The organism is Segetibacter aerophilus (assembly GCF_007991655.1).
GTDB lineage: Bacteria > Bacteroidota > Bacteroidia > Chitinophagales > Chitinophagaceae > Segetibacter > Segetibacter aerophilus.
In genome coordinates, this window is the sequence record NZ_BJYT01000001.1 from 364427 (window position 1) to 389986 (window position 25560).

A 25560-nucleotide genomic window follows, 5' to 3' on the forward strand; every position below is an offset into this window, starting at 1 on the left:
ATTTTATCAAGGTAAGGCTACGTGTAACCTCTATGAAGTTTTAAGTATTTTGAGGCACCTTTTCGTTTTTCTAAATAATGGTACCAGAAGATCGATAGCTAGATGTATTTCAACCACCACTCTTTATGCTTTGCTTTATACTGACCGAACCACTTGCAAGGCCTGTATAAAATGGCTACGACACCTACCCAAATTAAATAAATAGCAGAAAGAGGTAGACCGGTCTGTAACCCTTTAGGTCTGCCAAATGTTCCTGAAGCAAACTCCATCTGGTCTAAATGAACGCCTTGTAAAAGCAGGATACCTAACAGGATAAAATGAATGAGGAAAAAGTGAACAAGAAAATAAAATAGCGGCACTTTTCCGTAGACAGAAAGCACATCTGTTAACCTGCCTTTTGCCCCTTCGGACAAGGCAAGAAACAAGAACATAGTGCCTAAAGTGATGAGGCAGAAAACCAGGGATGGCGGATACTTAGTAACATTCATAAAAGATAAAAATGTAAAGACTGCATTTTTTTGTGAGGACCAAGGAACTGAGTCGCCGTACACATTTATAAAACGAACAAGAACAAACAACAAAATAGCAGCACTTCCAATTTTTAAAAACAGTGTTTTTCTTCTCGGTTCGGGCAATTCAAAAAACCTTCCTAATGCAAAGCCTGCAAGCATAATACCCAGCCATGGTATAGGAGGATAAGCCATCACAAATACTCTATTAGAAAAGGGAAATGCAGCAGGTGCAAAGAAAGGCGTAAGTACCTTTTTTAGTAAAGATGTTTCCCCTAAAGGAATAATAGGAGAGAGGTTATGTAAAAAGATAATAGCCAGCCCGATAATGGCAATGGTGCGTAATGATAACTTCAGCAACAATGAAAGAATGATAAAGCCTACGCCAATGGTAGCAATTACTTCGAAAATGAGCGTATGGTAACCAACGTCGAAGAACAACCCTAAGTTGACAACAAGAAATTCAAGCAATACCAGGTATAAGCCACGCTTTAAAAGAAAGTTCCTGCTCTTTACCAGGTTGTTGTCTTTGCGGAAAGAAAGGTATGCGGATGTGCCTGCAAGAAAAACGAATGTGGGAGCACATAAGTAAGTAATCCAACGGGTGAAGAATAAAACAGGAGTCGTGGTGGCTAAATTTGTAGGACTTTCGGCAATGGAATCTACATGTATCAGGTCACGAACATGATCAAGAGCCATAATTATCATTACCAGTCCTCTTGTAAAATCTATACTATTAATTCGTTTCATATTTACTACTTAGTTCTAAAAAGATTTGGCGGATAGGTAGGGTTAGCTAGGTACTTTCTGTCGTCGTATTATCCCAACTGTAATAGTTATGTTCGTTATCCAATAAAGAACCCGCCGCGGGGTAGAGCCTGTTTCCAATACTATTCTCTTTGCTTGTTTCTAGCGTTAGTCCACAAGCGTTTGTTGACTTGCAAAGTTCTTTTGCCCTCTCGATCAGTTTTTTCGAATACCCGTTACCTCTGTGATGCTCGTCCACATACAAATCGTTTAACAGCCATAACCTTCGCATGCGAGTCGATGAAAACAGCGGATATAGCTGAACAAATCCGACGGCGACATTTTCTTTGCTAAAACAAATAAATATTTCAGATTCATTATTTGTAATGCGCGAAAAGAGAAACTTTCTTGCGTTTTCAAGGTCCGAAGCTTTTTTATAGAATATTCTGTAATTATCAAATAAGGTTGCTAAAACTTCCAAATCTTCTATTGATGCTTTTCTTATTTCCGCCATCGTATTAATTTTTGCGCCGCTTTAAATGTTTACTTATAACAAATGAAATTGTAAGTGAATTTATTTTTGTGAATATGAAAAAGATTTTTTTGTCGGATAAATAAGCAGGGTGTTTTTTACCGTTACTAAATCTGCCATGTCCGTTTCTTGTTGATCATTCATCTCTGATTTAAGCGCTTTCATTTTAGTGCGATACTCCAGTTCGTCTTTGTAAAAACTAATTTGCACCAATAGATTTTTATCCTGGAAAACAGGCAAAGCTGGAAAATCATTTATAGATGTTTCGCTCACCCAAAACGAAGTATTTTCAATATTGGCTTTGCTTAACATATAGCTATACTGCTTCTTAACAAACTCGATCAATTTATCAAGCTTAGTGTTAGAAATATAGAAGTCAATAACAGCAAAGCCTTTTTGTCTTCCAAACCAGTTGGAATTGAAGCTTGCTTCGTTCGTACTGTCTGATATATTCAACGGCTTTAAAAGGTGTACGTTGTCGTTGTTTAGTATCATCGAATTAGCTGTACTTCTATTTTGCTTCCAAATGATACTTGTATAAAAATCGTTCAAAGCTTTGTTTCTTGATGCCATGCTTTCGAAGCCCCTGATCCAAAAAAAGTGGTTTTCAGCACCCTTCACCTTATACTGACCCAGCGTGCAACTACCTGCTTCTTGCTGTGAAATGATAAAATTGGCCTCAAACAAATTTGTGAAGTTTTCTCTTTGGCCAGGCCGCAAAAGATAGTTCCGTAGTTCTATCACTGCTAAGTTCTTATTGGCACTTAGTTCGTTCCTCAATTGACCAAACGTGATGAATGGGTAAACAATCAGCGTTAACAAAAGGGCCTTTTTCCAAATCTTCATTGTATTTGTTTTATTAGAAATTGTAAGCAATTCATCTCGCAATAAGACGAGTTAAAGCTATTTGTACAAGCCATTTTTACCGCTTTATATTTCATGTTTTTTGACATGATTTACTTTACTTTCAATGTTTATTATGGCAAAAGAACTTGTAAATAAAGGTTTGGATGATTTTAACTGGAAAATCTTACAGGAGCTACAAATGAATGCTCGCATTACGATTGTAGAAATTGGAAAAAGAATTGGTTTGTCTGCACCGGCAGTAGCGGAACGGATTAAGAAATTGGAAGAAGAAGGTTACATAAAAGGTTACCGAACGGTTGTTGATTATGATAAGTTAGGTCTAAGTGTGCCCGTACTTATACACTATAAAGCGACAAAGATTTCTCATAGCGACATGATAAAAATGGTAGATAAAATGCCGGAAGTAATGGAGTGGTATGGCATTACTGGTACCCATTGTTCTATGCTAAAAGTCATCGTCGCCTCAACAAAAGAATTAGAAAATATTATAGAGCGGTTGCAGGAATTTGGAGAAACAAGTACGTCAATAATTTTGTCAAGCAATACTGATGCGAAGGTGGTGAGCAAGAAGTGACCAGTCTCAATCGCGCCGCATTAATATAGTACCATTTCTAGACCGGTAGTAATACATGGAAAGTCGATCCCTGACCAGACACACTATTGGCCCAAATGCGGCCATAATGATTTTCTACCACTTTTCGCGCAATTGACAAACCAACGCCAGTGCCTTCATAATCTTGTTTTCTATGCAATCGCTGAAATATCCCAAAGATTTGTTCTGCGAATTTCTGTTCGAATCCAATTCCGTTATCACTAACTTTTATCTCGTAAAAAGAACGCTCCTGCTGTTCCTGCAACTCAACAAACGGCAACTCATGGCCCATAACCATTTCGCATGTGATGGAAATTTCAGGCGCAATATTCGGCTTGCTGTACTTTAAAGCATTACTGACAAGATTTTGAAAAAGCTGTTGAAGTTGCCGGCGATATCCTTTAACTATGGGCAACTTAGTTGTTGTGATGCGGGCCTGCTTTTCTTCAATCAGAATTTCCAGATCTGCCAGAATATTTTCCAGTTTCTTATTCAAATCAACGTCTTCCATTTCTAAGGGCCGTTCGCTTACATGAGAGAACATCAAAAGGTCGTCCACTAAAAGGCCCATACGCTCCGTTGCTTTTTCCATGCGTTCAAACATTCGCATTTCACTCTCGCTCATTCGTTCTCCCAAGCTGTTTTTCAAACGGCCAGCAAATACGATCACCTTACGTATTGGCTCTTTCATATCATGAGATGCAGCATAAGCAAACTCCTCGAGGTTCGCGTTTGAACGGGCAAGCTCCCGGTTGGTTTTAACCAGTGAATCGTTCGCCTTAGCTAATTCCTCCGTTCGCTTCAGTACGAGGTCCTCTATCTTTTTCCGTGCTATCACTTGTTCAGTCACATCTGTCACCATTGCCATCACTCCTGAAATAGAATTATCCAGTTCACGAATGGCTTCATAACTAAAATTGATGAAAACAGTTTCTACTCTTCCATTACGTGGTAAACTTACAGGCTGCTCTCTTCCACGGTAAGGTTCACCAGTGGTAAGTACGTGAGTCATCAGTTCTTCATATCCTTCATTTCTAGCTTCGGCTACCGCCTCAAATAAAGGTGTTCCGATCACGCCCTCCCGCGCTACTCCCCATAGCTCAAACATCTTTTCGTTGGCTACTTCGACGACAAAATCAGACCCTCGTAAAATACACATAGCAACTGGCGCCTGTAAGATGATATTGCGGAGGCTTTGTTCACTCTCCTTAAGTTTTCGTGTGGCCAATACCTTTTCCGTAGTTTCAGTACAGGCACAAAAAACACCGGCTATACCGCCCCGTTCGTCCGAAATAGGACTATAGGAAAAAGTAAAATAACTCTCCTCCAGGTAGCCAAGTCTATTGATATATAGCAACTGGTCTTCTGCCCAATTGGATTCCCCTTGTTTCTGAACCCGGAGCGCCAAGGGCCCCACGACATCCCATATTTCGGACCACACTTTTGATCCCGGGGCTCCCAATGCATTCGGATGTTTTTTGCCTAGAATAGCCCTGTACGGGTCGTTATAAATAGTTGTTTCTTCAGGGCCCCACCATATAAACATTGGAAATTGCGAGTTAAGAAGTATGCTGATTGCAGCGCGTAAATTTGCTTCCCAACATTCCGGTGATCCAAGCGGTGTATCACTCCAGTCCTTAGCACGAATAAGTTCACCCATTTCGCCACCACCTCTGAGAAAAGGAAAGGTTTCTGCTTCTTTTGCTGCCATTCTAAAAATCAAATTAACTGATAAGATCAAAAATATCCCCAGAGATTGGTTGAAAGAAATTTAATTCAAACGTTAGGGGGTTTCAGTTCTTAGTTATACTCCAGGGCCTTGTACGTTTTAAAAAGAATGTTGACTCTCTTGTAGGAGTAGGTGCATTTAAACGACTACTTCATTTTGCGTCGGCACAGGCAAAAATAAATCGAGCTTATTCTGGCGGCTTATAAATGAGTGATAGTGTTGGTCAAGAGGCTTCGTCACATTTCGTCTGCACTTGGACCATATAACCCCGGAACCGGAACATCGAGCAAACGTAGGTAAACTGCTATTTGCCCGCGGTGATGAAAAAGATGGTTCATGGCCATTGAACGAACGGCTATCATACGGGGTATAGTAGCAAACACATGCTCGCCACTACGCAATGTAAAATTCGCCTGCATTTTCTCATCGCTTGTATTTTGCAGAGTTTGCACAACTTCGTCCAATTTCTGTTGAAAAACTGTCATCAGTTCCTCAGGCGTATTTGCATGCGAAGATTTGTAATGCCCTTTAGCAAAATCAAATTCATGCAGGGTTAGGATAGAATTTAGAAATGCCGGTAATTCGGCCACATGCGAAGCAAGGCGGCCCAAAGTCATTGATTTAGCATGAGGCTTCCAGTCGAATTTACCTTCGGGAACTCTCTCCAATATTCTTTTGGTAGATGCAGCTTCATATTGTAGTTCGGCAATAAAAGATTGATTGAGCATATGATGTGGTTGATTAATAATTTCTTCATCAATGTGTTCAAATGTAGCAGTTAATAGTTCGACTGATACATAGATTACAACATCTTTTTTCTCAAAATTCCCAGCTTCCTATAACGCCGCTGTGGTGCGCTTTACAATAACAAGGGGGCCGCAGGTTTACGGTAGTATTCCGGCAGCCCCCATAGTTATCGCTAAAACTTAAAGAGGATGTGTAGAAAAGATCGGCGAAATATTAAGCATATTTTGAACTTTGCGTTGAAGGATGTGGTAACTCTTTAACCGCTTTATTGATCAATTGACACCAGTAATCAGCTCTTCTTTTTATCTCCATCAGATTTTGCATTCCGTCTTTGTATTCATATAAAACCAGGTTCTTTTTTTGCTGTTCATCAATTAACGTTAATTCAAGTTGCAACTTGCTCACCTGCTTGTCAACGAGCACTGATTTGCCTTTTCTTTGCTCGTAGATACTGTTGTCTTCTGTGGTCACTTTTATCGTTTTTACTTGCCACAAGTCTATTAAAACAACTTCTTCTTTTTCGTTGCCAAAGTCGATATACAGGAGAATGAAGTTCACCTTATCAACCGCTAATAGATAATTGTTTATCGTTTCCTGCAGTAATAATTGAAGTTTGTTTTTCCAAACAACATCAGCCAATAGAATTTTTTGTTGGGCGGTTTTTTTATTTTGCCCCCTTTTGTGTAATAATATAAACAGGATAATAAATAGGAAGATCGCGCCTAAAATGATGGCGGTTATAAACAATGTTTCGTTCATGATAATATATTTTTTGCTGTGTTTACAACGGTTTAGATAATAGAGGTACTACAATGGTTTTTCACATTGTGATAATTAAATAGAAATAAGTATTTGTATTACTACCAGAAGGAATGATAGGGGTAAATTATTAGTAGCGCCCTATCAGTAGCTATGTGATGAACGATGCAATCGTCAGTTGCGTTAATGTGTCGTGCTGAGTAGTATGCAATGAACGATAAAAAGAAGCCATCTAGAAAATGACGCGCTTCTACTGATGTAGAAACGTGGCGGTGTTGTGAGCGTAAGATTTCACTAGTATTATGTAGAACTCCCTGCTTTAATTCGTGGCTCTTTGTTGAGTAATTTCCTGCTACATCATTTGTGCTATGAACGTTTGGATTACTTGCTTCCGCTTTCGAGACTATCTCATTCCCAACATGTTTGTAGATGTGCGTATTGCCTCTAACAAAAAAGGCGAAAGTGAAAAGTAATATAGTTAATGATAAACGCACTGCTGGTACTAATTAATTGATGTTTTATTTAAGATCTCTATTGCTATAAAATGTCCTTCTCCACTTTTTCTTCCCCCTGTAAGTAATGTTCATGCAGCTGCACTTTCGATTGTTTGGGTTTATGCATTTTCATCTGTAAAACGTCCACAGCTAAAGAAAATGCAATAGCAAAATAAATATATCCTTTAGGGATATTGAAGTTAAGCCCTTCACCAATTAAAGAAACGCCAATTAGCAACAGGAAGCTCAAAGCGAGCATTTTAAAAGCAGGGTGCTTATTTATAAAAGCGCTTATAGGTTCAGAAGCAAAAAGCATAATGCCTACTGTTATTATAACTGCTGCATACATGATCCATAGTTCATTTACCATACCTACTGCGGTTATTATGCTGTCTACAGAAAACACTAAGTCTAGTATTAAAATTTGAATGATTGTACTCTTAAAGGAAGTCGCCTTTAACGATGTAGACGCATCGCCTTCCTCGCCTTCGATCTTATGATAGATTTCTGAGGATGATTTATAGAGCAGAAATAGGCCTCCGAGAATTAGGATAACGTCTTTACTTGATATGCTGTTTCCGAAAATGCTAAACAATTCGCCTTGTAGTTTTAATATAATTGAAATGATGGTAAGCAGCGCCAGTCTTAGAACCATTGCTAACATAATCCCAAGACGCCTTGCCTTCTTCTGTTGATGTGCCGGAAGCTTTGCGGCAATAATCGAAATGAAAATGATGTTATCAAGACCTAGAACTACTTCCAATAATATCAATGTTACTAAAGCAATTATCTGTTCCATATTGATTGATTTGTTATCAAAGAAATAGTTGATTCTATTCTTTGTGACGTTATGCTTCTATAGTTGTAAAAGGTTTACCGCCAGCCGCAGTGTCCCATTCTACTTCTTTACTTTGATCTAAAACAACTCGTTTTTTTTGTTTACGGAATAAGGAAGTAACCACAAGCAGCGGTAGTGTTATGAATAAAACGGGATACAATTTTGGATTATGAACAAATGCTGTTTTTAAAATGATAGCATTTATAAAAACCAGCACTAAAAGAAATGATTTAGTGAAAACAGACGTTTTTTTGTCCTGGCTATTTCTTTTTGAATTATGTGACATGATAATTTATTTTGAGTTTTTTAAAAAAGAGGCTGCACAATCTTCAAAGTAATTTTCGGCCTTTGAAGTGGCAGCCTTCGATTGGGGGATATCACCTACTTCAGGCCCTTTCTTTCATGTGGACCGGCAATAATTTCGAAAGATCTCTTTGCCACTTTTTTGCTTGTGTCTCCAGTTGCTCTACACCGCCTTGTTGTTGCTTCTTCGCGTCGTACAAGCGAAGTGAAACTGTACGGTTCTTAAAAACAAGGTTTAAAAAAATACTCTTTAAAAAGTGATGAAGTTTCTTTGACTTCAGTTCTCCCGGTGCAATTCCGCTATATTCTTTTTTTACGCTGCAAGCTTGCAAATCATTCAAGTCTATAATTAAACAAGAAGTAGTGCCAGGTGTTTTTGCCGCGTACAAAAGCTTTCTTTTTAAGACATCCAAAGCCATAATATTAGCACCAACTTCGTCGTGGCTTGAAAAGTGAAGACTTCTTTTTTTTGCGAATTTTGTTAAGTTCCAAAGCTTCTTTATCCTGCTATTCAAATACCCGTATAGAGGTACTATAATCGTTCTCATTTTGAATGTTTTATTACAATAACAACTATGAATTATTTCCGCTCTCGAAATGAACAGTAACCATTAATCGAATAGAACGCAATACGATATAACAAGAAATATTGCGGCAAGCCTTAAGAAAATGGCTTTATAAAATCCTTATGAGTTGTGTTATTGAGAAACGAAACCCTATTTTGATTTCGAGACATAGTATTTCAATTTCAATGTAAAAACTGAAAAGAAAGTTACTTCCCCACGCCCGGAAGAATATGTTTAGGCGGGGGTAATAGTTTTAAAGGCTTTGAAGCTGGAGTAGTAATACATTCCGGAATTAAAAGGAAGGAACTCTGTAAACGAACAGGTAAAACAATCGCGCATATCAAGTACAGTATGGTACTTGTTGAACGTTGAAGAAATCATATTTAGCGTCTTACCCGACATGAAACAAACTTAAGCAATTATAATTAATCAAATGGTTAAAAAAGACAGTGATAGCAATGCATTTCATCTTTTGTGAATCTGTAAAAATTGCTGGTGCTGCAACCATTTAACGCTTTAAAGCTTTTGACGACAATAATACCCAAACGTAGAAAGTTTATACTCCGATCGCTCTACAAAAGCCTATCTTCCCAAGAATGACGAATAAAATACCAGAAGGTACCAGTAACAAACGATCCGGTATTTCAAGAAAAAGAACGACGGCCACAAAAGATTCTCTTCATCACCTTGCTTTCGACCATTCTTTGCAGCCAAATATTATCTTTTTAGTAAGTAGCGGGAAGGTAATAACAGCCAATGCTGCTGCGTGCAAACTATTGGGATACTCAAATTTGGAACTCGTAAATAAAAGCAGAAGTGCTATTTTTTCGGCCGGCGAAAACAGCTTCAAAAAGATGCTAAAGCAAAGAACCGCCAATGGGCATTCTACCGCCTTTGTTACGGCAATAAATAAAGAGGGTCGCAGCCTGCCGTGTCAAATCACTTCTGCCGTATTTATGGATAATGGCGCTGAAAAAGCAATTACTACAATTGTTGACTTGAGCCAAAGCATTCTTAAGCAAAAAAATATTGATGTAAAAAAGGACGAAATCGTTGCTGCTAACATTGTTATAGCTCAAACCAAATCAGACGTAAGGCTGGCTGAGAATAACGAATGGATAAAGTATATAGCAAAGAACTCGTACGATGTAATGTGGGACTGGGATATTGAGTCAGGTGAAATTTATGTAGGAGATAGTGTTGTAGAAGTGTTTGGGTATAAAGTGGAAAACAATCTCGTGAAATTTGAAGATTTAAGACGGTGTCTTTTGCCAAGGGAAAAAGATGTTGTTGAGAAAAAGTTGCAACAAATCCTCGCTTCAGATAGCAAAAGTTGGAAAGACTCATTCACAATGAAACGACTGGATGGTTCTATAGCATTAACCACGTGCAGAGCCAGCATTGTGAGAGATGAAGACCATAAAGCTGTACGCATGATCGGTGCTTTACACGACGTAAGCAGGCTGCAGGAACTCGAGAATAAATTAGAAGAGCAGAAAGATATTCTTCACGAAGCTAAGGCTGGCCTGGATGTACTCTGGGACTGGAATATTGTGACCGATGAAATATGCATAGGTGAAGGTTTTAATGAATTATTAGGTTATTTAGACGAAAGCAATAATGTCAATAGAACTGACTGGCGTAACTATTTACATCCCGATGATAGAAGATCCGTTGAACTAGGATTGCAAAATGTAGTTGTTTCATCTTACGGGCATTGGGAACATACATTTCGGCTTATACGTTCTGATGGCTCCACTGCAAAAGTATTTAATAGGGGAAGTATCTTCAGAAGGGCTAATGAAACAGCCTATCGTATGGTTGGAGTTATAAGAGATATCAGTCCCTATAATGAAAGAAAGAGTATAGACTCCGGATTGGGTGAAGACAAGAAAAGCAAACTGGTGGAAAAAATAAAAGGCATTGTTTTTAAACTGGTGCATTATTCCCACGACAAGCTTGTAACAAATCTCTCAAACTATCTGAGTACTAAACTCCAATACGATTATACTTATTTGGCAAACGTATTTTCAGAAGTGGAAGGACTTTCTATACAGCAGTATATTATCAATCAAAAGATTGAGCGGGTTAAAGATTTGCTTCAAGCTGATGAATTTTCACTAACTGAAATTGCCTCAAAACTTCAGTATAGCAGCGTAGCCCACTTATCAAATCAATTTAAAAAAGTTACTGCTACTACTCCCACTGAATATAAAAGACTGAAGGGGAAGTAGTAGAAATTGAATTGTTTTAACATGTGTGAATGTTGTAACCTTTTGATACTACAGTGTAACAATCGAAGTTGATGCCTCCTCGTTTAATTGTTATGTCTAATACTCGGACATGACAATTAAATGAAATTTATGAAAAAACAAACGCTCGCTATTACGAGTAATCTTTTACAGCTAATTAAAGGTTATTCTAACATCTACAACAAATCGTTTCTGATATTATTACTCCTGGTTGTTGTTGCAGGATGTAAAAAAGTTATGGAGGAAGCAGGAACTTCGGGCGTATGCCCTATAGTTATTTCTGCAAGCCCTAAAGATCTTTCAGAAGGTACAATTCTTAGCAGTAAGGTAAGTGCTACGTTTAATGAGGGTATGAATCCTTCAACTATTAATGCTAAAACTTTCACATTAACACAAGGCACTACCCCTATTGCAGGTGTCATTACCTACACAGGTACAACTGCAACATTTTCTCCGACAAGTAATCTTACACCGGCTACAACTTACACCGGCACTATCACTGCAGGTGTAGAGGATGTCGCAGGCAATGCAATGATCAGTAATTATGTATGGAGTTTTACCACAGGCTCAGGTCCTGATATTATAGCACCTACTGTTACTGCTACCGACCCCATTAATGCAGCAACCGGCGTTGCACTTAACAAAAACATTTCAGCTACTTTCAGCGAAGCGATGGACTCTTTGTCTGCAACCTCAGCCTTTAGCCTTACAAATACAACTGGCGGTGGCACAGCGGTAAACGGAGCGGTTACTTATACAGGAACAACTGCTGTTTTTTCTCCTTTAGGTAACCTTTTGCCTAATACCACTTACACGGCTACTATTACTACAATTGCAAAAGATATTGCTGGCAATAGCCTTGTAGGCAGTTATGTATGGAGCTTTACAACAGGTATTTTAGCAGACGTTATTGCACCAACTGTAATTTCAACAGTTCCGGCAAATGCAGCTACAGGTGTAGCCTTCAATACAAAAGTTTCAGCCACCTTCAGTGAAGCTATGGACCCTTCTACTTTAAATGCCACAACCTTTACGGTACAGCAGGGAACAACAGCGATCACAGGCTTTGTAACATATGTAGGAACAACCGCAACTTTCTCACCATCGGCTAACCTGTTACCTAATTCAGTGTACACTGGTACAATCACTACAGGCGCAAAAGACCTTGCAGGAAATTCTCTTGCAACAAATTATACTTGGAGCTTTACAACAGGTGCTGCAGCTGATATAGTAAGACCAACAGTAATCTCTACAGACCCTGCTAATAATGCTACGAATGTATTAATTGATAAAAAAGTTGCTGCAAACTTTAGTGAAGCAATGGATCCTTTATCAATCAACACGGCAACGTTTATATTAAAAAATGGCGCTGCAATTGTACCGGGAACGGTTACTTACTCAGGTATAAAAGCTTCTTTTTCACCTGTCGCTAATTTAAACCCCAACACTATTTATACAGCGACAATAACCGCGGGCGCAAAAGACCTCGCAGGAAATACATTATTATCTAACCATGTGTGGAGTTTCACTACACAGGCTCCGGTATTAGTGACTCCCTCAATAGGTAGTGCTTCTCTTTTCGGAATATTTGGTGGCAGTGCAGGTATAACGAACCAGGGATTAAATACGGTGATTAACAACGGAAGTATTGGTACAACTGGTGCATCTACTTTAATAACCGGCTTCCATGATGGAACAACAGGTGATATCTATACTGAAACGCCTTTAAACGTAGGAGATGTAAAAGGTAGAATTTATACAGCTCCTCCAACTCCTGGTAACGCCACTTCGTTTGCAGTAGCAACTAAGGGTCTTTCTGATGCGACCATCGCTTACCTTAGTATTTCGCCTGCTTCTAAGCCAGGCGGTACTGATCCAGGCGCCGGTGAATTGGGGGGATTAACCCTTGCACCCGGAATTTATAAATCTGCAAGCGGCACTTTCAAAATCACAAACGGAAACCTTACACTTGATGCTAAAGGCGATCCTAACGCTGTCTGGGTATTCCAAACTGCGGCAGGCTTAACAGTAGGTGTTGCCGGACCACAAGGTGCACGAAGTGTAAACCTGATCAACGGTGCCTTACCTCAAAATGTATTCTGGTACGTCGGCAGCGCGGCTACCATTAACGGTGCAGGCGGCGGTGTTATGGTCGGAACCATCATTGCTTCTGCAGGCGTTACATTCTCTACCGCTGGCAATGCTGTTCAAACAGTATTAAACGGCAGGGCACTTTCTCTGAACGCTTCAGTTACACTGGTAAACACAACTATCAATGTTCCTTAGATAAAAATTACCTGTTGTTTGCTTAAGATGAACTCTGGTTACAAACATCTGTTTTTCAATCAAGCATCGTTGTGTCACTCACTGGTACACTTGTACTGAGAGGCAACAATCAAAGCGAATTCTTAAGCAAACAACATTTCAAAAACAACCTGTAGGGGATCGAAAAAGTTATCCCAACCCTTGTTTTGGCTTCACAACAAAAATAAAATATTTAATAAAAAACATTCTATGACACATTATACAGCAAATAAGAAATTTGCTTTCCTGTTCCTCTCTCTAATGATTGCCGGCGTGGCTGGTAATGCGCAAAAAACAAAGCGGGTACAACCAAAATGGTGGTTTGGCGAATCAGGGGCTGCAAACTTTAATACTTACCGTGGTACCACACAAATGCTAAACAGTAACCTAACGGTTCCTACTGCATTTCATAAAGGAGATGGCATTAAACCTTACGCATCTTTACTAACTGAATACCGTCCAAATAAAGTACTGGGAGGTATGCTAAACATAGCATACGACAACCGGGGCGGAAGCTTCGACAGTGTGATGGCCCCTTGTAATTGCGGAGCAAATTTATCAACAGATCTTAGTTACATCTCTATTGAGCCAAGTATTCGTATAGCACCGTTTTCATCTGCATTTTATATATTTGGCGGACCAACTATAGGCATCAATATAAGCAAGGGCTTTTCTTATATCCAAGCCAAACAAACGGATAAAAGAGGCGATTGGAGCGATGTCCGTAAAACAGTCCTCTCAGCCCAGGCAGGTGCCGGTATTGATATTCCAATTTCAGCAAGAGCAAGTGCAACCCAGTGGACCCTTTCACCATTTGCATCTTTTCAAACAAATTTTGGCCAGGCGCCTCGTGCTATAGGATCATGGTGTTTATACACCGTTCGTACCGGAATCGCACTTAAATTTGGAACAGCCAAAAAAGCAGCCGCTGCAAAAACTACATCAGAACCAGTAAACGTTCCTGTAGTCGCTCCGGAAAAAGAAATACAGTTCTCGGTTAGAGCGCCTAAAGTGGTTCCCTTAAATCGTCGAGTGAAAGAAACTTTTGCGCTTCGTAACTCAGTATTTTTTAACCAGGGTTCTTCTGAAATACCTGCGCGTTATACCGCATTAAGCCGCACCCAGGCAAATGCATTTCACGAAGACCAATTGCAGCAAGACCAGCCAAATAATTTAAACAATGGCCGTTCGGTAAGGCAGTTAGAAGTCTATCATAACATTCTAAATATAATAGGTGATCGCCTTCGGGCAAATCCCGGTACTACAATAGCATTAAGCGGAGCATCAGATAAAAATCCTAAAGAAGGAAAATTGATGGCTGACAATGTGAAACAATACTTAGTATCAACTTTTGGTATCGATGCTTCGAGAATAAGTACAGAAGGAAGAGACAAGCCGGTTATTCCTTCAGAACAACCAGGTGCAACAAAAGAACTTGGTTTATTACGTGAAGGAGATCGCAGGGTAGATATTGTAAGTACCTCACCTGAATTATTATTGCAGGTTGGCGGGGTTGCTTCACCATTTTTAAAGCCTGTACAAATTACAGCAGTACAACAAGATCCACTTGATAGCTATGTTCTTTTCAATGCAACAGGAGCTGATGAATTATTGAAATCATGGAATGTGGAAGTTACAGATGAGCAAGGAACAGTTCAGCATTATGGACCTTTTACAAAAGACCAGGGATCTGTTTCAGGCAAAACGATTTTAGGAAACAATTCTCAAGGCAACTACAAAATAGTAATGCTTGGAGAAACCAAAAGCGGCCGTGCTGTAAAGAAAGAAAGCTCAGTTAGCCTGGTGAAAATGGATGATCCTAAACAAGAAGGTTTGCGTTACAGCATCCTGTTTGATTTTGATAAATCAAAAACAATTGCTTCTTATGCGAAGTTTCTTACTGATATTGTAACACCTCTTATTCCTGAAAACGGAACGGTTATTATTCATGGTCATACAGATATTATTGGCGACGAGAAATACAACAATGCGCTTTCTTCTGAAAGAGCCAATAGTGCACAGAAAATCATTGAAAGTGCTTTGTCGAAAGCTGGTAAGAAAGGTGTAAGTTTTCAAACCTTAGGCTTTGGTGAGGATGCAGCAAATGCACCTTTCGAAAACAATCTTCCTGAAGAGCGTTTCTATAACAGAACAGTCATTATTGATATTGTTCCTTTTAAGTAAAAAGCTTACAAAATCAATCAAACTAAAGGAGACAGGCATTGACGCCTGTCTCTTTTAGTTTTTTCAGTATGTACGTGCTGTGATAAAGCTGTCTTTAGTTTAACTGTTTAAAAATTCTTTCTCATCTGAAGCCTGATCCAGCAGGGCCAGATCTTTTGGCTACAGCATTCTTTGCCGCACCTGCTATTTGTACATCCTTATTTTTGTGCAATGGAAAATGTGAGCATTATATTGATACTATTGTTCGGTATCACTTTTTTAGGGTTATTGAGTAAACGCTACAACTTCCCGTTTCCTATTGTGCTGGTTTTGTCGGGCGTTTGCATCAGCCTGATTCCCGGACTACCCGTGGTTTTGCTGGATCCTACTATTGTATTTATTCTTTTTCTGCCACCGCTACTATATGCTGCTGCCTGGAATACCAGCTGGCACAACTTCAAAGCTTCTGTAAGACCTATCACTTTTGCCGCCGTTGGACTGGTATTTTTTACGACCGCATTAGTTGCATTGACCGCACACTTGCTAATACCGGGCGTAACCTGGCCACTTGCTTTTCTAATTGGCGCCATAGTTTCCCCGCCCGATGCAGTTGCTGCCACATCACTTACCAAAGGTTTAGGGCTGCACCCGAAGTTGATCACGATACTCGAAGGTGAAAGCCTCGTAAATGATGCGAGCGGTTTGATCGCTTATAAGTATGCCCTCGCTGCTATTGCTGCAGGAAACTTTTTCTTTTGGCAAGCGGGGCTGAACTTTATAATTGTAGTGGGTGCAGGTATAGGCATCGGCTTGTTGATTGGCTACCTTTTATACGTGATCCATAAAAAATTTGTTTGTGACTCTGTTATCGAAGTAACACTTACCATTCTTGCTCCCTTTGCCTCATACCTACTTGCCGAACACTTTCATTTTTCAGGTGTGCTTGCTGTCGTTACTACAGGGCTATACCTGTCTTTCCGTTCAGGACAAATATTTACAAATGAGAGTAGGATAATGACTTACTCTGTTTGGGAAGTGGTCGTATTTATATTAAACAGCCTTATTTTCATTTTACTTGGCCTGCAGCTACGAAGCGTAATGGAAGGTATAAAGGAATATCCTTCGGGGGCGTTGGCACTCTATGGAATCGTATTAAGTGCGGTAGTGATCCTGGTAAGATTTATATGGGTTTTGCCAGCTGCAATGCACCGTTTGTATATCACTAAAAACACCGTAAAGAAGGAGCAGTTTGACCGCCGTAATATGGTTGTCTTTGGTTGGGCAGGAATGCGGGGAGTAGTGTCTATGGCGGCAGCTTTGGCATTACCACTTACCATTCAGAACAACGTACTCTTCCCCCATAGGAACCTGGTCATTTATCTTACCTTCTGCGTTATCTTATCTACCCTTATACTGCTCGGTTTTACCCTGCCATGGATTATTAAAAAATTAAAAATCCCCCAGTATTCTATTGCTGCAGAGGAATATGAAGTAAGAACCAATGTAGTAGCCGAAACAATATCGCATATAGAAGAGAACCTTTCCTTATTACCTGATGAACTGCTCAATAACATTAAAAGTAAGTACGAAGTAAAATACAACCGGCTGCAAAAAACAGACTTACCCTCCAATTATTTCGGGCAAGGAAAAACGCTTGCAGGAAACATTTTTAATGAATTTACCAAATTACAATTAGACCTGATAGGTGTCGAACGACAGGTGATTGAGCGCCTACATTTGCAGGGAAAGACAAGTGATGAAATACTGAGAAAGCTTGAGAAAGAACTTGACCTGGAAGAAACGCGGTTACAGTTAGAAATGTATCATTAATTGCAAGGTCATCCACAAAGGCAGTCTTAGGTACGATCAATTCAAACCCCCTTAATTTAGCTTGCGTTATAAAGGCAATTGGCTGTTTTTGTTGATCAAGTACGATATTGTTTAAAACAGTTAATTTTCCGCTTCAAAAATTCTTACCCTTAATTTTTTGATACTCAAATCTTAATATCGCCAAATGAGAAAGGTAGCCTTCATCTTTTTATTGTTCCTTGATTCCGTAATCTATTCGCAAAACAATCAAACCTTGAAGCTTTGGTATAACAAGCCTGCAGGCAAAACATGGGAGAACGCTTTACCTATTGGAAACGGCAGATTAGGTGCCATGATTTATGGTAATGTTGAAAAAGAAACGATACAGTTAAACGAGCATACCGTTTGGAGCGGCAGTCCAAACCGTAACGATAATCTGTTGGCCATTGACTCTTTAGCTGCTATCCGCCAGCTGATATTTGAAGGCAAACAAAAAGATGCTGAAAGATTGGCCAACAGAGTCATCATTACTAAGAAATCGCACGGACAAAAATTTGAACCGGTTGGTAGCCTGCAACTTACTTTTAGCGGCCATGATAATTTCTCAAACTATGGTCGGGAACTAGATATAAAAAGAGCGGTAACGAAAACTTCGTATACCGTGGGAGACGTGACCTACACCAGGGAAGCACTCGCTTCATTTCCCGACCGGGTCATTGCCATGCGGTTGACGGCAAGCAAACCTGGGAGCATTTCATTTACTGCTTCTTTTACTACGCCTCAAAAAAGAGCAACAATCAAAACAACAGCATCTAAAGAACTCACCATTTTTGGTACTACTTCTGATCACGAAACGGTGAAAGGAATGTTGAATTACAAGGGTATTGTACGAATGAAGCCGGAAGGAGGTGCGCTTACAGCAAATGATACCTCTGTTACAATCAGCAATGCGAATGCAGTAACGGTGTATATTTCTATAGCAACCAACTTTAATAATTATCATGATATTACCGGTGATGAAAATGTAAGAGCAGCAGGCTATCTCGATAAAGCATTTCCGAAATCTTTCGCTACTATTTTACCGGCTCACGTGGCAGCTTATCAAAAATATTTTAACAGGGTACGATTAGATCTTGGAACTGCTGCAACCACTAATCTTCCTACAGACGAAAGGTTGAAAGCCTTTAATTCAACGAACGATCCACAGTTTGTAAGTCTCTATTACCAGTATGGCCGCTACCTGCTGATTTCTTCATCTCAACCTGGTGGCCAGGCGGCGAACCTCCAGGGGATATGGAATGATAAACTCAATGCGCCATGGGATAGCAAATACACCATCAACATCAATGCAGAGATGAACTATTGGCCCGCCGAAAAAACGAACCTTGCAGAGTTGCACGAACCGTTTCTTACAATGGTAAAAGAAATGTCTGAGACGGGGCAACAGACAGCAAAAGAAATGTATGGCGCAAGAGGTTGGATGGCACATCACAACACGGATATGTGGCGGGCAACAGGGGCTGTAGATGGAGCTACTTATGGCGTCTGGAATAACGGCGGTGGCTGGACAAGTCAACATCTTTGGGAACATTACCTTTACGGCGGCGACAAATCTTACCTCGCTTCAGTTTACCCCACATTGAAAGGCGCTGCCCGGTTTTATGCTGATTTCCTGGTAGAACATCCCAAGTATCATTGGCTGGTGCTTTGCCCGGACGAGTCGCCTGAAAATGCACCGAAAGCACACCAGAATTCTGCTTTAGATGCGGGAGTAACCATGTCAAACCAAATCGTTTTTGATGTGTTCAGTACTGCAATTAATGCCGCTCAAATTTTAAATAAAGACAAGACTTTTGTTGATACTCTAAAGAATATGCGTAGCCGTTTGGCGCCTATGCATGTTGGACAGTACAGCCAGTTACAGGAATGGTTGGATGATGTGGACGATCCAAAAGATAATCACCGCCATATCTCTCATCTATACGGGTTGTTTCCTTCAAATCAAATTTCTCCGTATCGCACGCCCGAATTATACAATGCATCGAGGAATACTTTGATCCAAAGAGGCGATGTATCCACCGGCTGGAGTATGGGTTGGAAGGTAAATTGGTGGGCTAGAATGCTAGATGGTAACCATGCATATAAGCTTATTCAAAATCAGCTTTCCCCTGTCGGTACTAACCCGGGTGGAGGCGGAACCTATAACAACCTTTTTGATGCCCATGCGCCTTTCCAGATTGATGGCAATTTCGGCTGTACGTCGGGAATCACGGAAATGCTGATGCAAAGTGCCGACGGTGCGCTGCATTTGCTTCCGGCGCTTCCGGACGTTTGGCAAAAAGGTAACATTAGCGGAATAAGGGCAAGGGGCGGCTTTGAAGTGGTGAGGCTTGAATGGCGCGACGCCAAATTGGTAAAGGTGGTTGTGCGCTCAAATCTTGGAGGAAACCTGCGTTTGCGCGTTCCAAATGCATTAAAAGTAAGCGGGGCAGGTTCATTAAAAAAAGCAACCGGCACAAATGCAAATCCTTTTTACAAGACAGAAGAAACAGCCACGCCAATTGTATCACCTAATGCTACCAATACACCTTTGCAATTAAAAGAAACGTTATTGTACGACCTGCCAACGCAAAGTGGAAAAGTATATACGCTGGTCGCAGGATAATAGGGTTGTTAAAGGGAATGGACGTTTTTAATAGGAAAAAGATTTTTGACGAATATTTGAAGTGTTGTTTTTATACAAGTCGACTAGGTAACAAGCTTTTAAAAAAGCCGCTATAAAAAGATACAGCACAAGTGAGTGACACAACCGCACCCCGGCTAAAGAACAAATGCTGGTTTCCAAAAAATAACCATCTTATGGCAGCAGCCTTCAAAATGAACATTTGTTTCTATAATTTGAGCAAGTGAGTGACTAAAAGAAAATACATTGCTATAGTTTTACTTGCTTATAACAAATATGCTGTAGAAATGTACCGTAAGATTTTAGCAATTGCCTGTGTCTCTCTCCTGACTTTACAAAAAGAAATAAAGGCCCAAAAAACATCCAAAGTAGTAAAAGCTGCGACGACAGACGTTAGAAGCGCTGACTCTTCAACCTATTATACCCAGGTTAGAACCTATGTAAACCCCGTATTGCCTGGCGATCATCCGGATCCCACTTTGCTTAAAGTTGGCGACGACTTTTATCATTGTGGCTCAAGTTTTCATTTCACACCGTATTTACCAATTTATCATTCTAAAGACCTAGTGCATTGGGAAGTAATTAGCAGGGTTGTGCCGCCATCAAAAGCAGGTTTTGTTACCGATAAGCCTTCTGCCGGAATTTGGCAGGGCGCCATCACCCACTTTTATGATTCTTACTGGATTTATTTCTCCGCTAACGGCCAGTGGTTTTCAAAAGCAACTTCCCCGAAAGGACCATGGACAGACCCGGTACAGGTAAAAGGCAACCCAAAAACAGGCCCGCTTGGTTACGATAATTCAATCTTTGTGGACGATGATGGCAAACCCTACATGGTGATAAAGAACGGGCAAAAAACAAATCGTATCCAGGCACTTGGTAGAGATGGGCAACTGACCGACACTGTTATTAATCTTGATTGGGTAAATGCAAAGCTGCAATACAGCTGGGCTGAAGGTCCTGTAATGTCTAAACGTAACGGCTATTACTATTATTTCCCGGCAGGTGATGTAACCGGTGGGCAATATGTCTTACGTGGCACTGAGCTTTCTGCCGACTCTACCAAGTGGGAGAGACTAGGCGATTTTTTCAAGCCCATCACAGATCCGGAAGCCGGCTTCCGCCGACCGAATCATATCGGAGCCCCGGTTCAACTTGCCGATGGAACATGGTGGACTATTGGGCAGAGTTACGAAAGAGTAAGAGAAGACGATTGGTATGGTACAGGCCGCCAAACCGGATTGTACCAGGTACCTTGGGAAGGCAACCGCCCGTGGGGAATGGCGCCGACAACTGCACCGGTAGAAAGACCAAATCTGCCGCAATCAGGTATTTTATGGCGTAGTGCGCAGTCTGATTATTTTGATTCAGATTCTCTAAACCTGGACTGGCATTTCTTAAATCGAAAAGCTGCTTCAAAATATTCTCTTTCGGCGAGAAAAGGATGGATACGACTGGTTCCTGATACAGCGATGGCTCACCTGGTTCAAAAAGAAACAGATCATTATTATTCTGCCGTTACCCGGGTCGATTTTAATGCTACGGATACGGCTTCGAAAGCGGGCCTTTATCTGACTAATGGAAATCAAAAAGTCTCGGTACAGCTGTATAGCGGGTATAATGGTAGCAAAAAGATTATTTTCAAACTAGACTCAGCTGTCCGTAGTATCGCTAATACTTTTGGTAATAATGTGTGGCTAAAAATAGAAAGAAACGAACACGAGCTCACGGCTTACTGCAGCTCTGATGGAAACAAGTGGATCGCAGTAGGCACTCCAATCAGTGCTGTTAGCCTCGATAAAGAGCATCCCAATTACAACTCGTGGGTGGGAACGAGCGTGGGTTTATTTGCTGAAGGCAAGCCCGCTGATTTTGACCGGTTCGTTTGTAAAGATGGATTTTCATTTCTTCCTGCGGCCGGCTATAGTAATTATTTTGGTGTCAAGAAAATTAAGCATACTGCGGGAAAGGCTGTGACAAACACTTCTGCAAATGGGGGTTGGTTTATGATATCTGGGGTAGATTTAGGCAGGGATAAGAACGTTGCTTCTCAAGTTGAAGTTTCAGCTTCGTCAAAAACACCAGCGAAGCTTGAAGTATGGTTAGACGATTTAACGAACGGCAAGCTGATAGCTACTATAAATGTTAGTGCAACGGGCGGAGAAGGTAGCTGGAAGGCATTTACTAAGGCGGTCAAAAATGTTTCTGGTCATCACGACCTATTTATAAAATTTCCGACAGGAAGTTCTCAAGAGCTTTTTATAAAAACCATTCGCTTTCAAAAGTGAATGTCATCATTTAGTTTATAATTTAAATCGTAGCCATATGAAGCTTAAATCTTCAGTTCTTGTTTTAGCAACTACATTTTGTAGTGCAGTTTGTTTTGCACAAACTCAGCCTACGCCCCTGGAGGACTTCAAGCCCTCTTTATTTAACCAGCCTTTCCAGGATTATCCGCAGGTAAACTCGCAGGGGTATGTGCGATTTCGTATAGTAGCTCCTCAGTCGGACAGTGTAAGAGTTACTCTTGGTTTAGGTGGGCAAGGTGGAACAAGATTGACAAAAGGAGCGGATGGTGTCTTTACAGGTACAACCGCTGGCCCAATGGACGAAGGTTTTCATTACTACCACCTGGTAATTGATGGGGGAATTTTTAATGATCCCGGAACAGCAAATTTCTATGGCTCACAACGTTGGGAAAGCGGTGTCGAAATCCCGGCCAGAGACCAGGATTTTTATGCACTTAAAGATGTTCCGCACGGCCATGTGCAACAGATTCTTTTCCCTTCAAAAAGCACTAACACATCACGTGTTGCCAATGTGTATACTCCTCCCGGATATGAAAAAGGCAACACTAAATACCCCGTATTATACCTGCAACATGGTTGGGGAGAAAATGAAACTTCATGGGCCATTCAAGGCAAGGCTAATTTGATTATGGATAACATGATTGCAGAAGGTAGAATAAAACCATTTATTGTGGTTATGACCTATGGTATGACTAATACCGGTGGTAGACCGGGTGGCGCCCCTCGTCCCGCAGCTCCGGCTGGTGGTGCTCCTGCCGCTGGTGCAACTCCTCCTACTGCCGGTGCGGCTGGTGCTCCTGCTCCACGTCCTGCCGGTGGCGGTATGGGCGCACCCGGTGTGGTGCCTAATGGTGTAACTGCTGGTGAACCTACTGGTGTTGGCGCCTTTCAGACTGTTTTACTTGATGAGCTAATACCTTATGTTGACTCACATTTCCGCACTATGGCTAACCGAAATAATCGTGCGATGGCAGGACTTTCAATGGGAGGTTTTGAAACACACACGATAACATTAGCTAAACCTGACGTGTTTGGTTATTGGGGCTTGTTAAGCGGTGGCAATTACAACCCCACTGAACTACAGGGAAAAACTAAGCCGAAACACATTTTTATTAGCTATGGTAGTAAAGAAACAAACGGAGCGAATGCGCTTCCAAAAGTTGAAGCTGATTTGAAAGCTGCCGGCTATAACGTTACTACCTATGTTTCTCAAGGTACAGCACATGAGTTTCAGACATGGCGCCGTAGCTTGTATGTACTTGCTCCTATGTTGTTCAAAGATTAGCAAGGTGAGGTTCGAAAGGGATTTGTCAAAAATAGAAAACATCTCAAAAAAGCTTTAAACCATTCACCCTGATAGTACAAATGAAAAAATTAATAATTGTCCTTTTTGTCTTTATTGCATCTGTCTTTAATGGTTACTCGCAAGACCTCGTTAAACAAGCTCCAGCCCATTTCGATTCCCTTCACGCTGATATTCCCCGTGGGAAAATCAACACAATTACCTACACATCTACTACCGTCGGGACAAGTAGGAGAGCGATTATTTATACACCTCCCGGCTATACCAAAAAGAAGAAATATCCTGTTCTGTACTTGTTACATGGCATCGGAGGCGATGAAAAGGAATGGCTAAACGGTGGCAAGCCACAGGTTATTTTAGACAACCTCTATGCGGAGAATAAGCTGGAACCGATGATAGTGGTTATGCCCAATGGCAGAGCCATGAAAGATGATCGGGCAACGGGAAACGTCATGGCGCCTGACAAGGTACAGGCATTTGCTACATTTGAAAAAGATTTATTAAATGATTTAATCCCCCATGTTGAAAAGACCTTTCCGGTTTTAAAAGACCGTGAGCATCGTGCTATTGCCGGGCTTTCTATGGGTGGCGGCCAGTCGTTAAACTTTGGGCTTGGCAACCTCGATAAATTTGCCTGGGTTGGCGGTTTTTCTTCCGCCCCAAATACTAAAAAGCCGGAAGAATTAATTCCAGATCCTGAAGCTGCAAAGCAAAAATTAAAACTGCTTTGGATTTCCTGCGGCGATAACGATGGTCTCCTTTCCTTTAGTAAACGCACCCATGATTACCTCTACGAAAAGGGCGTTCCGCATGTTTACTACATTGAACCGGGGGTACACGACTTTAAGGTTTGGAAGAACGGTTTATACATGTTTTCGCAATTTTTGTTTAAGCCTGTAGATGCTTCTTCATTCTCTAAGTATACTGTTCTCGGTACGCCAGCTGCTACCAATATTCGCTCAGCGAAATTTCCACAGATATTACCAGACAATCGTGTCATGTTCCGGATAAAGGCACCGGATGCGCAGAAAGTGCAAATCGATTTAGGCAGGAAGTACGATATGGCAAAAGACACCGGCGGGTATTGGAATGTAACAACCGATTCCATAAGTGAAGGGTTTCACTATTATTCCCTATTAATCGATGGTGTCGCCGTTGCAGACCCTGCAAGCGAAAGTTTTTATGGTATGAGTCGTATGGCCAGCGGCATCGAGATACCTTTTGCTGGCGGCGGTTATTATGCACTTAAAGATGTTCCTCACGGCGATGTACGCATCAAGCGTTACTATTCAACTGCTACCAATTCGTGGCGTCGCTTCTTTATGTATACTCCTCCTGGTTACGATGCTAATACAAATCAAAAGTATCCGGTGTTGTACATATTGCATGGTGGCGGAGAAGATGAAAGAGGATGGGCGGCCCAGGGAAAAACGGATTTAATTTTAGATAACCTGCTTGCAGAAGGAAAAGCGAAGCCGATGCTGGTGGTAATGATGGATGGAAATATAAGTGGAGGCGGAATGGCAGGATTTGGCGAGCCTTCATTACGAATGTTCGAAAACGAATTAAAGAATGCGGTTATTCAATATGTTGAAAAAAACTTCAGGACTGAGACCGATGCTAAGAACAGGGCGTTAGTCGGTTTATCATTGGGCGGTTTACAAACCCTTTATGCAGGAATAAAGAATACTCCATTATTTTCTTATCTCGGCGTATTCAGCTCTGGGTGGTTTGCCAATCAACCTGCCCTTTCTAATCCCCAATATGATTTTATGAAGGCTAATGCTGCGGCCATAAATAGTAATTTAAAATCATTGTGGGTGGCAATGGGCGGCAAAGAAGATATTGCTTACAACAACTGTAAAGTCATGTTGGCGAAGTTTGATGAAATGGGTATCAAGTACACTTACAGCGAATATCCGGGCGGACATGCCTGGCCGGTATGGAGAAACAATCTGTACAATTTTGCTCAACTGCTGTTTAAATAAACCCTCTTTCCAAGACCCCGTTATCTATAACTGATCGTACTTTAAATGTTTTTTATTGCAAAAGCA

General features: G+C 40.9%; 19 protein-coding genes. 9 read left to right on the forward strand and 10 right to left on the reverse strand.

The features are described from left to right. Positions 1-98: 98 nt before the first annotated feature. The 3 genes from SAE01_RS01500 to SAE01_RS01510 are packed head-to-tail and all read right to left on the reverse strand — an operon-like array spanning position 99 to position 2634. Complete coding sequence (locus SAE01_RS01500; RefSeq protein ID WP_147201762.1) at positions 99-1259, reverse strand: acetyltransferase domain-containing protein; 1161 nt, start codon at positions 1257-1259, stop codon at positions 99-101. Between the two features lie 46 nt (positions 1260-1305). Next, on the reverse strand, positions 1306-1770 hold the full coding sequence (locus SAE01_RS01505) for a GNAT family N-acetyltransferase (RefSeq protein WP_147201763.1): 465 nt from the start codon (positions 1768-1770) through the stop codon (positions 1306-1308). Positions 1771-1830: 60 nt separating this feature from the next. Further along, positions 1831-2634 carry an NIPSNAP family protein gene (locus tag SAE01_RS01510; RefSeq protein WP_147201764.1) on the reverse strand — a complete coding sequence of 268 codons (804 nt, stop codon included), beginning with the start codon at positions 2632-2634 and terminating at the stop codon, positions 1831-1833. 133 nt (positions 2635-2767) lie between these two features. On the opposite strand from SAE01_RS01510, the gene SAE01_RS01515 reads away from it, so the two are divergent. Beyond that, positions 2768-3229 (forward strand): Lrp/AsnC family transcriptional regulator, encoded by a 462-nt coding sequence (locus SAE01_RS01515; RefSeq protein WP_170234051.1) that lies wholly within the window; start codon positions 2768-2770, stop codon positions 3227-3229. 37 nt (positions 3230-3266) lie between these two features. Here the strand turns inward: SAE01_RS01515 and SAE01_RS01520 are convergent, their stop codons facing one another. The 7 genes from SAE01_RS01520 to SAE01_RS01550 form a co-directional block, all read right to left on the reverse strand. Continuing rightward, complete coding sequence (locus SAE01_RS01520) at positions 3267-4958, reverse strand: sensor histidine kinase (RefSeq protein WP_147201766.1); 1692 nt, start codon at positions 4956-4958, stop codon at positions 3267-3269. Between the two features lie 254 nt (positions 4959-5212). After that, positions 5213-5704, reverse strand: a complete 492-nt coding sequence (locus SAE01_RS01525) for a DinB family protein (RefSeq protein WP_147201767.1) — start codon at positions 5702-5704, stop codon at positions 5213-5215. A gap of 232 nt (positions 5705-5936) precedes the next feature. Then, positions 5937-6482, reverse strand: a complete 546-nt coding sequence (locus SAE01_RS01530) for a hypothetical protein (protein WP_147201768.1) — start codon at positions 6480-6482, stop codon at positions 5937-5939. 101 nt (positions 6483-6583) lie between these two features. Then, positions 6584-6976 (reverse strand): hypothetical protein, encoded by a 393-nt coding sequence (locus SAE01_RS01535; RefSeq protein WP_147201769.1) that lies wholly within the window; start codon positions 6974-6976, stop codon positions 6584-6586. A gap of 43 nt (positions 6977-7019) precedes the next feature. After that, on the reverse strand, positions 7020-7775 hold the full coding sequence (locus tag SAE01_RS01540; RefSeq protein WP_147201770.1) for a TerC family protein: 756 nt from the start codon (positions 7773-7775) through the stop codon (positions 7020-7022). Between the two features lie 49 nt (positions 7776-7824). Next, positions 7825-8100, reverse strand: a complete 276-nt coding sequence (locus SAE01_RS01545; RefSeq protein WP_147201771.1) for a hypothetical protein — start codon at positions 8098-8100, stop codon at positions 7825-7827. 100 nt (positions 8101-8200) lie between these two features. Beyond that, positions 8201-8665, reverse strand: coding sequence for a hypothetical protein (locus SAE01_RS01550; protein WP_147201772.1), 465 nt, complete (start codon positions 8663-8665; stop codon positions 8201-8203). 614 nt (positions 8666-9279) lie between these two features. On the opposite strand from SAE01_RS01550, the gene SAE01_RS01555 reads away from it, so the two are divergent. From SAE01_RS01555 to SAE01_RS01595, 8 genes are all read left to right on the forward strand, one after another. Next, positions 9280-10917 (forward strand): PAS domain-containing protein, encoded by a 1638-nt coding sequence (locus tag SAE01_RS01555; RefSeq protein WP_147201773.1) that lies wholly within the window; start codon positions 9280-9282, stop codon positions 10915-10917. 129 nt (positions 10918-11046) lie between these two features. Further along, positions 11047-13221, forward strand: a complete 2175-nt coding sequence (locus SAE01_RS01560; protein ID WP_170234052.1) for an Ig-like domain-containing protein — start codon at positions 11047-11049, stop codon at positions 13219-13221. Between the two features lie 228 nt (positions 13222-13449). Next, complete coding sequence (locus tag SAE01_RS01565) at positions 13450-15423, forward strand: OmpA family protein (protein WP_147201775.1); 1974 nt, start codon at positions 13450-13452, stop codon at positions 15421-15423. Positions 15424-15633: 210 nt separating this feature from the next. Then, positions 15634-17232 carry a Na+/H+ antiporter gene (locus tag SAE01_RS01570; protein ID WP_147201776.1) on the forward strand — a complete coding sequence of 533 codons (1599 nt, stop codon included), beginning with the start codon at positions 15634-15636 and terminating at the stop codon, positions 17230-17232. Between the two features lie 184 nt (positions 17233-17416). Continuing rightward, entirely contained in the window at positions 17417-19876 is a 2460-nt protein-coding gene (locus SAE01_RS01575) for a glycoside hydrolase family 95 protein (protein ID WP_147201777.1), read from the forward strand. Between the two features lie 245 nt (positions 19877-20121). Continuing rightward, positions 20122-22182, forward strand: a complete 2061-nt coding sequence (locus SAE01_RS01580) for a family 43 glycosylhydrolase (RefSeq protein ID WP_246113128.1) — start codon at positions 20122-20124, stop codon at positions 22180-22182. Between the two features lie 37 nt (positions 22183-22219). Next, complete coding sequence (locus SAE01_RS24885) at positions 22220-23488, forward strand: alpha/beta hydrolase-fold protein (RefSeq protein WP_246113129.1); 1269 nt, start codon at positions 22220-22222, stop codon at positions 23486-23488. Between the two features lie 80 nt (positions 23489-23568). Next, the gene (locus SAE01_RS01595; RefSeq protein WP_147201778.1) at positions 23569-25494 is read left to right on the forward strand and encodes an alpha/beta hydrolase-fold protein; all 1926 of its coding nucleotides are present in this window, start codon (positions 23569-23571) and stop codon (positions 25492-25494) included. The last annotated feature ends 66 nt before the right edge of the window (positions 25495-25560 follow it).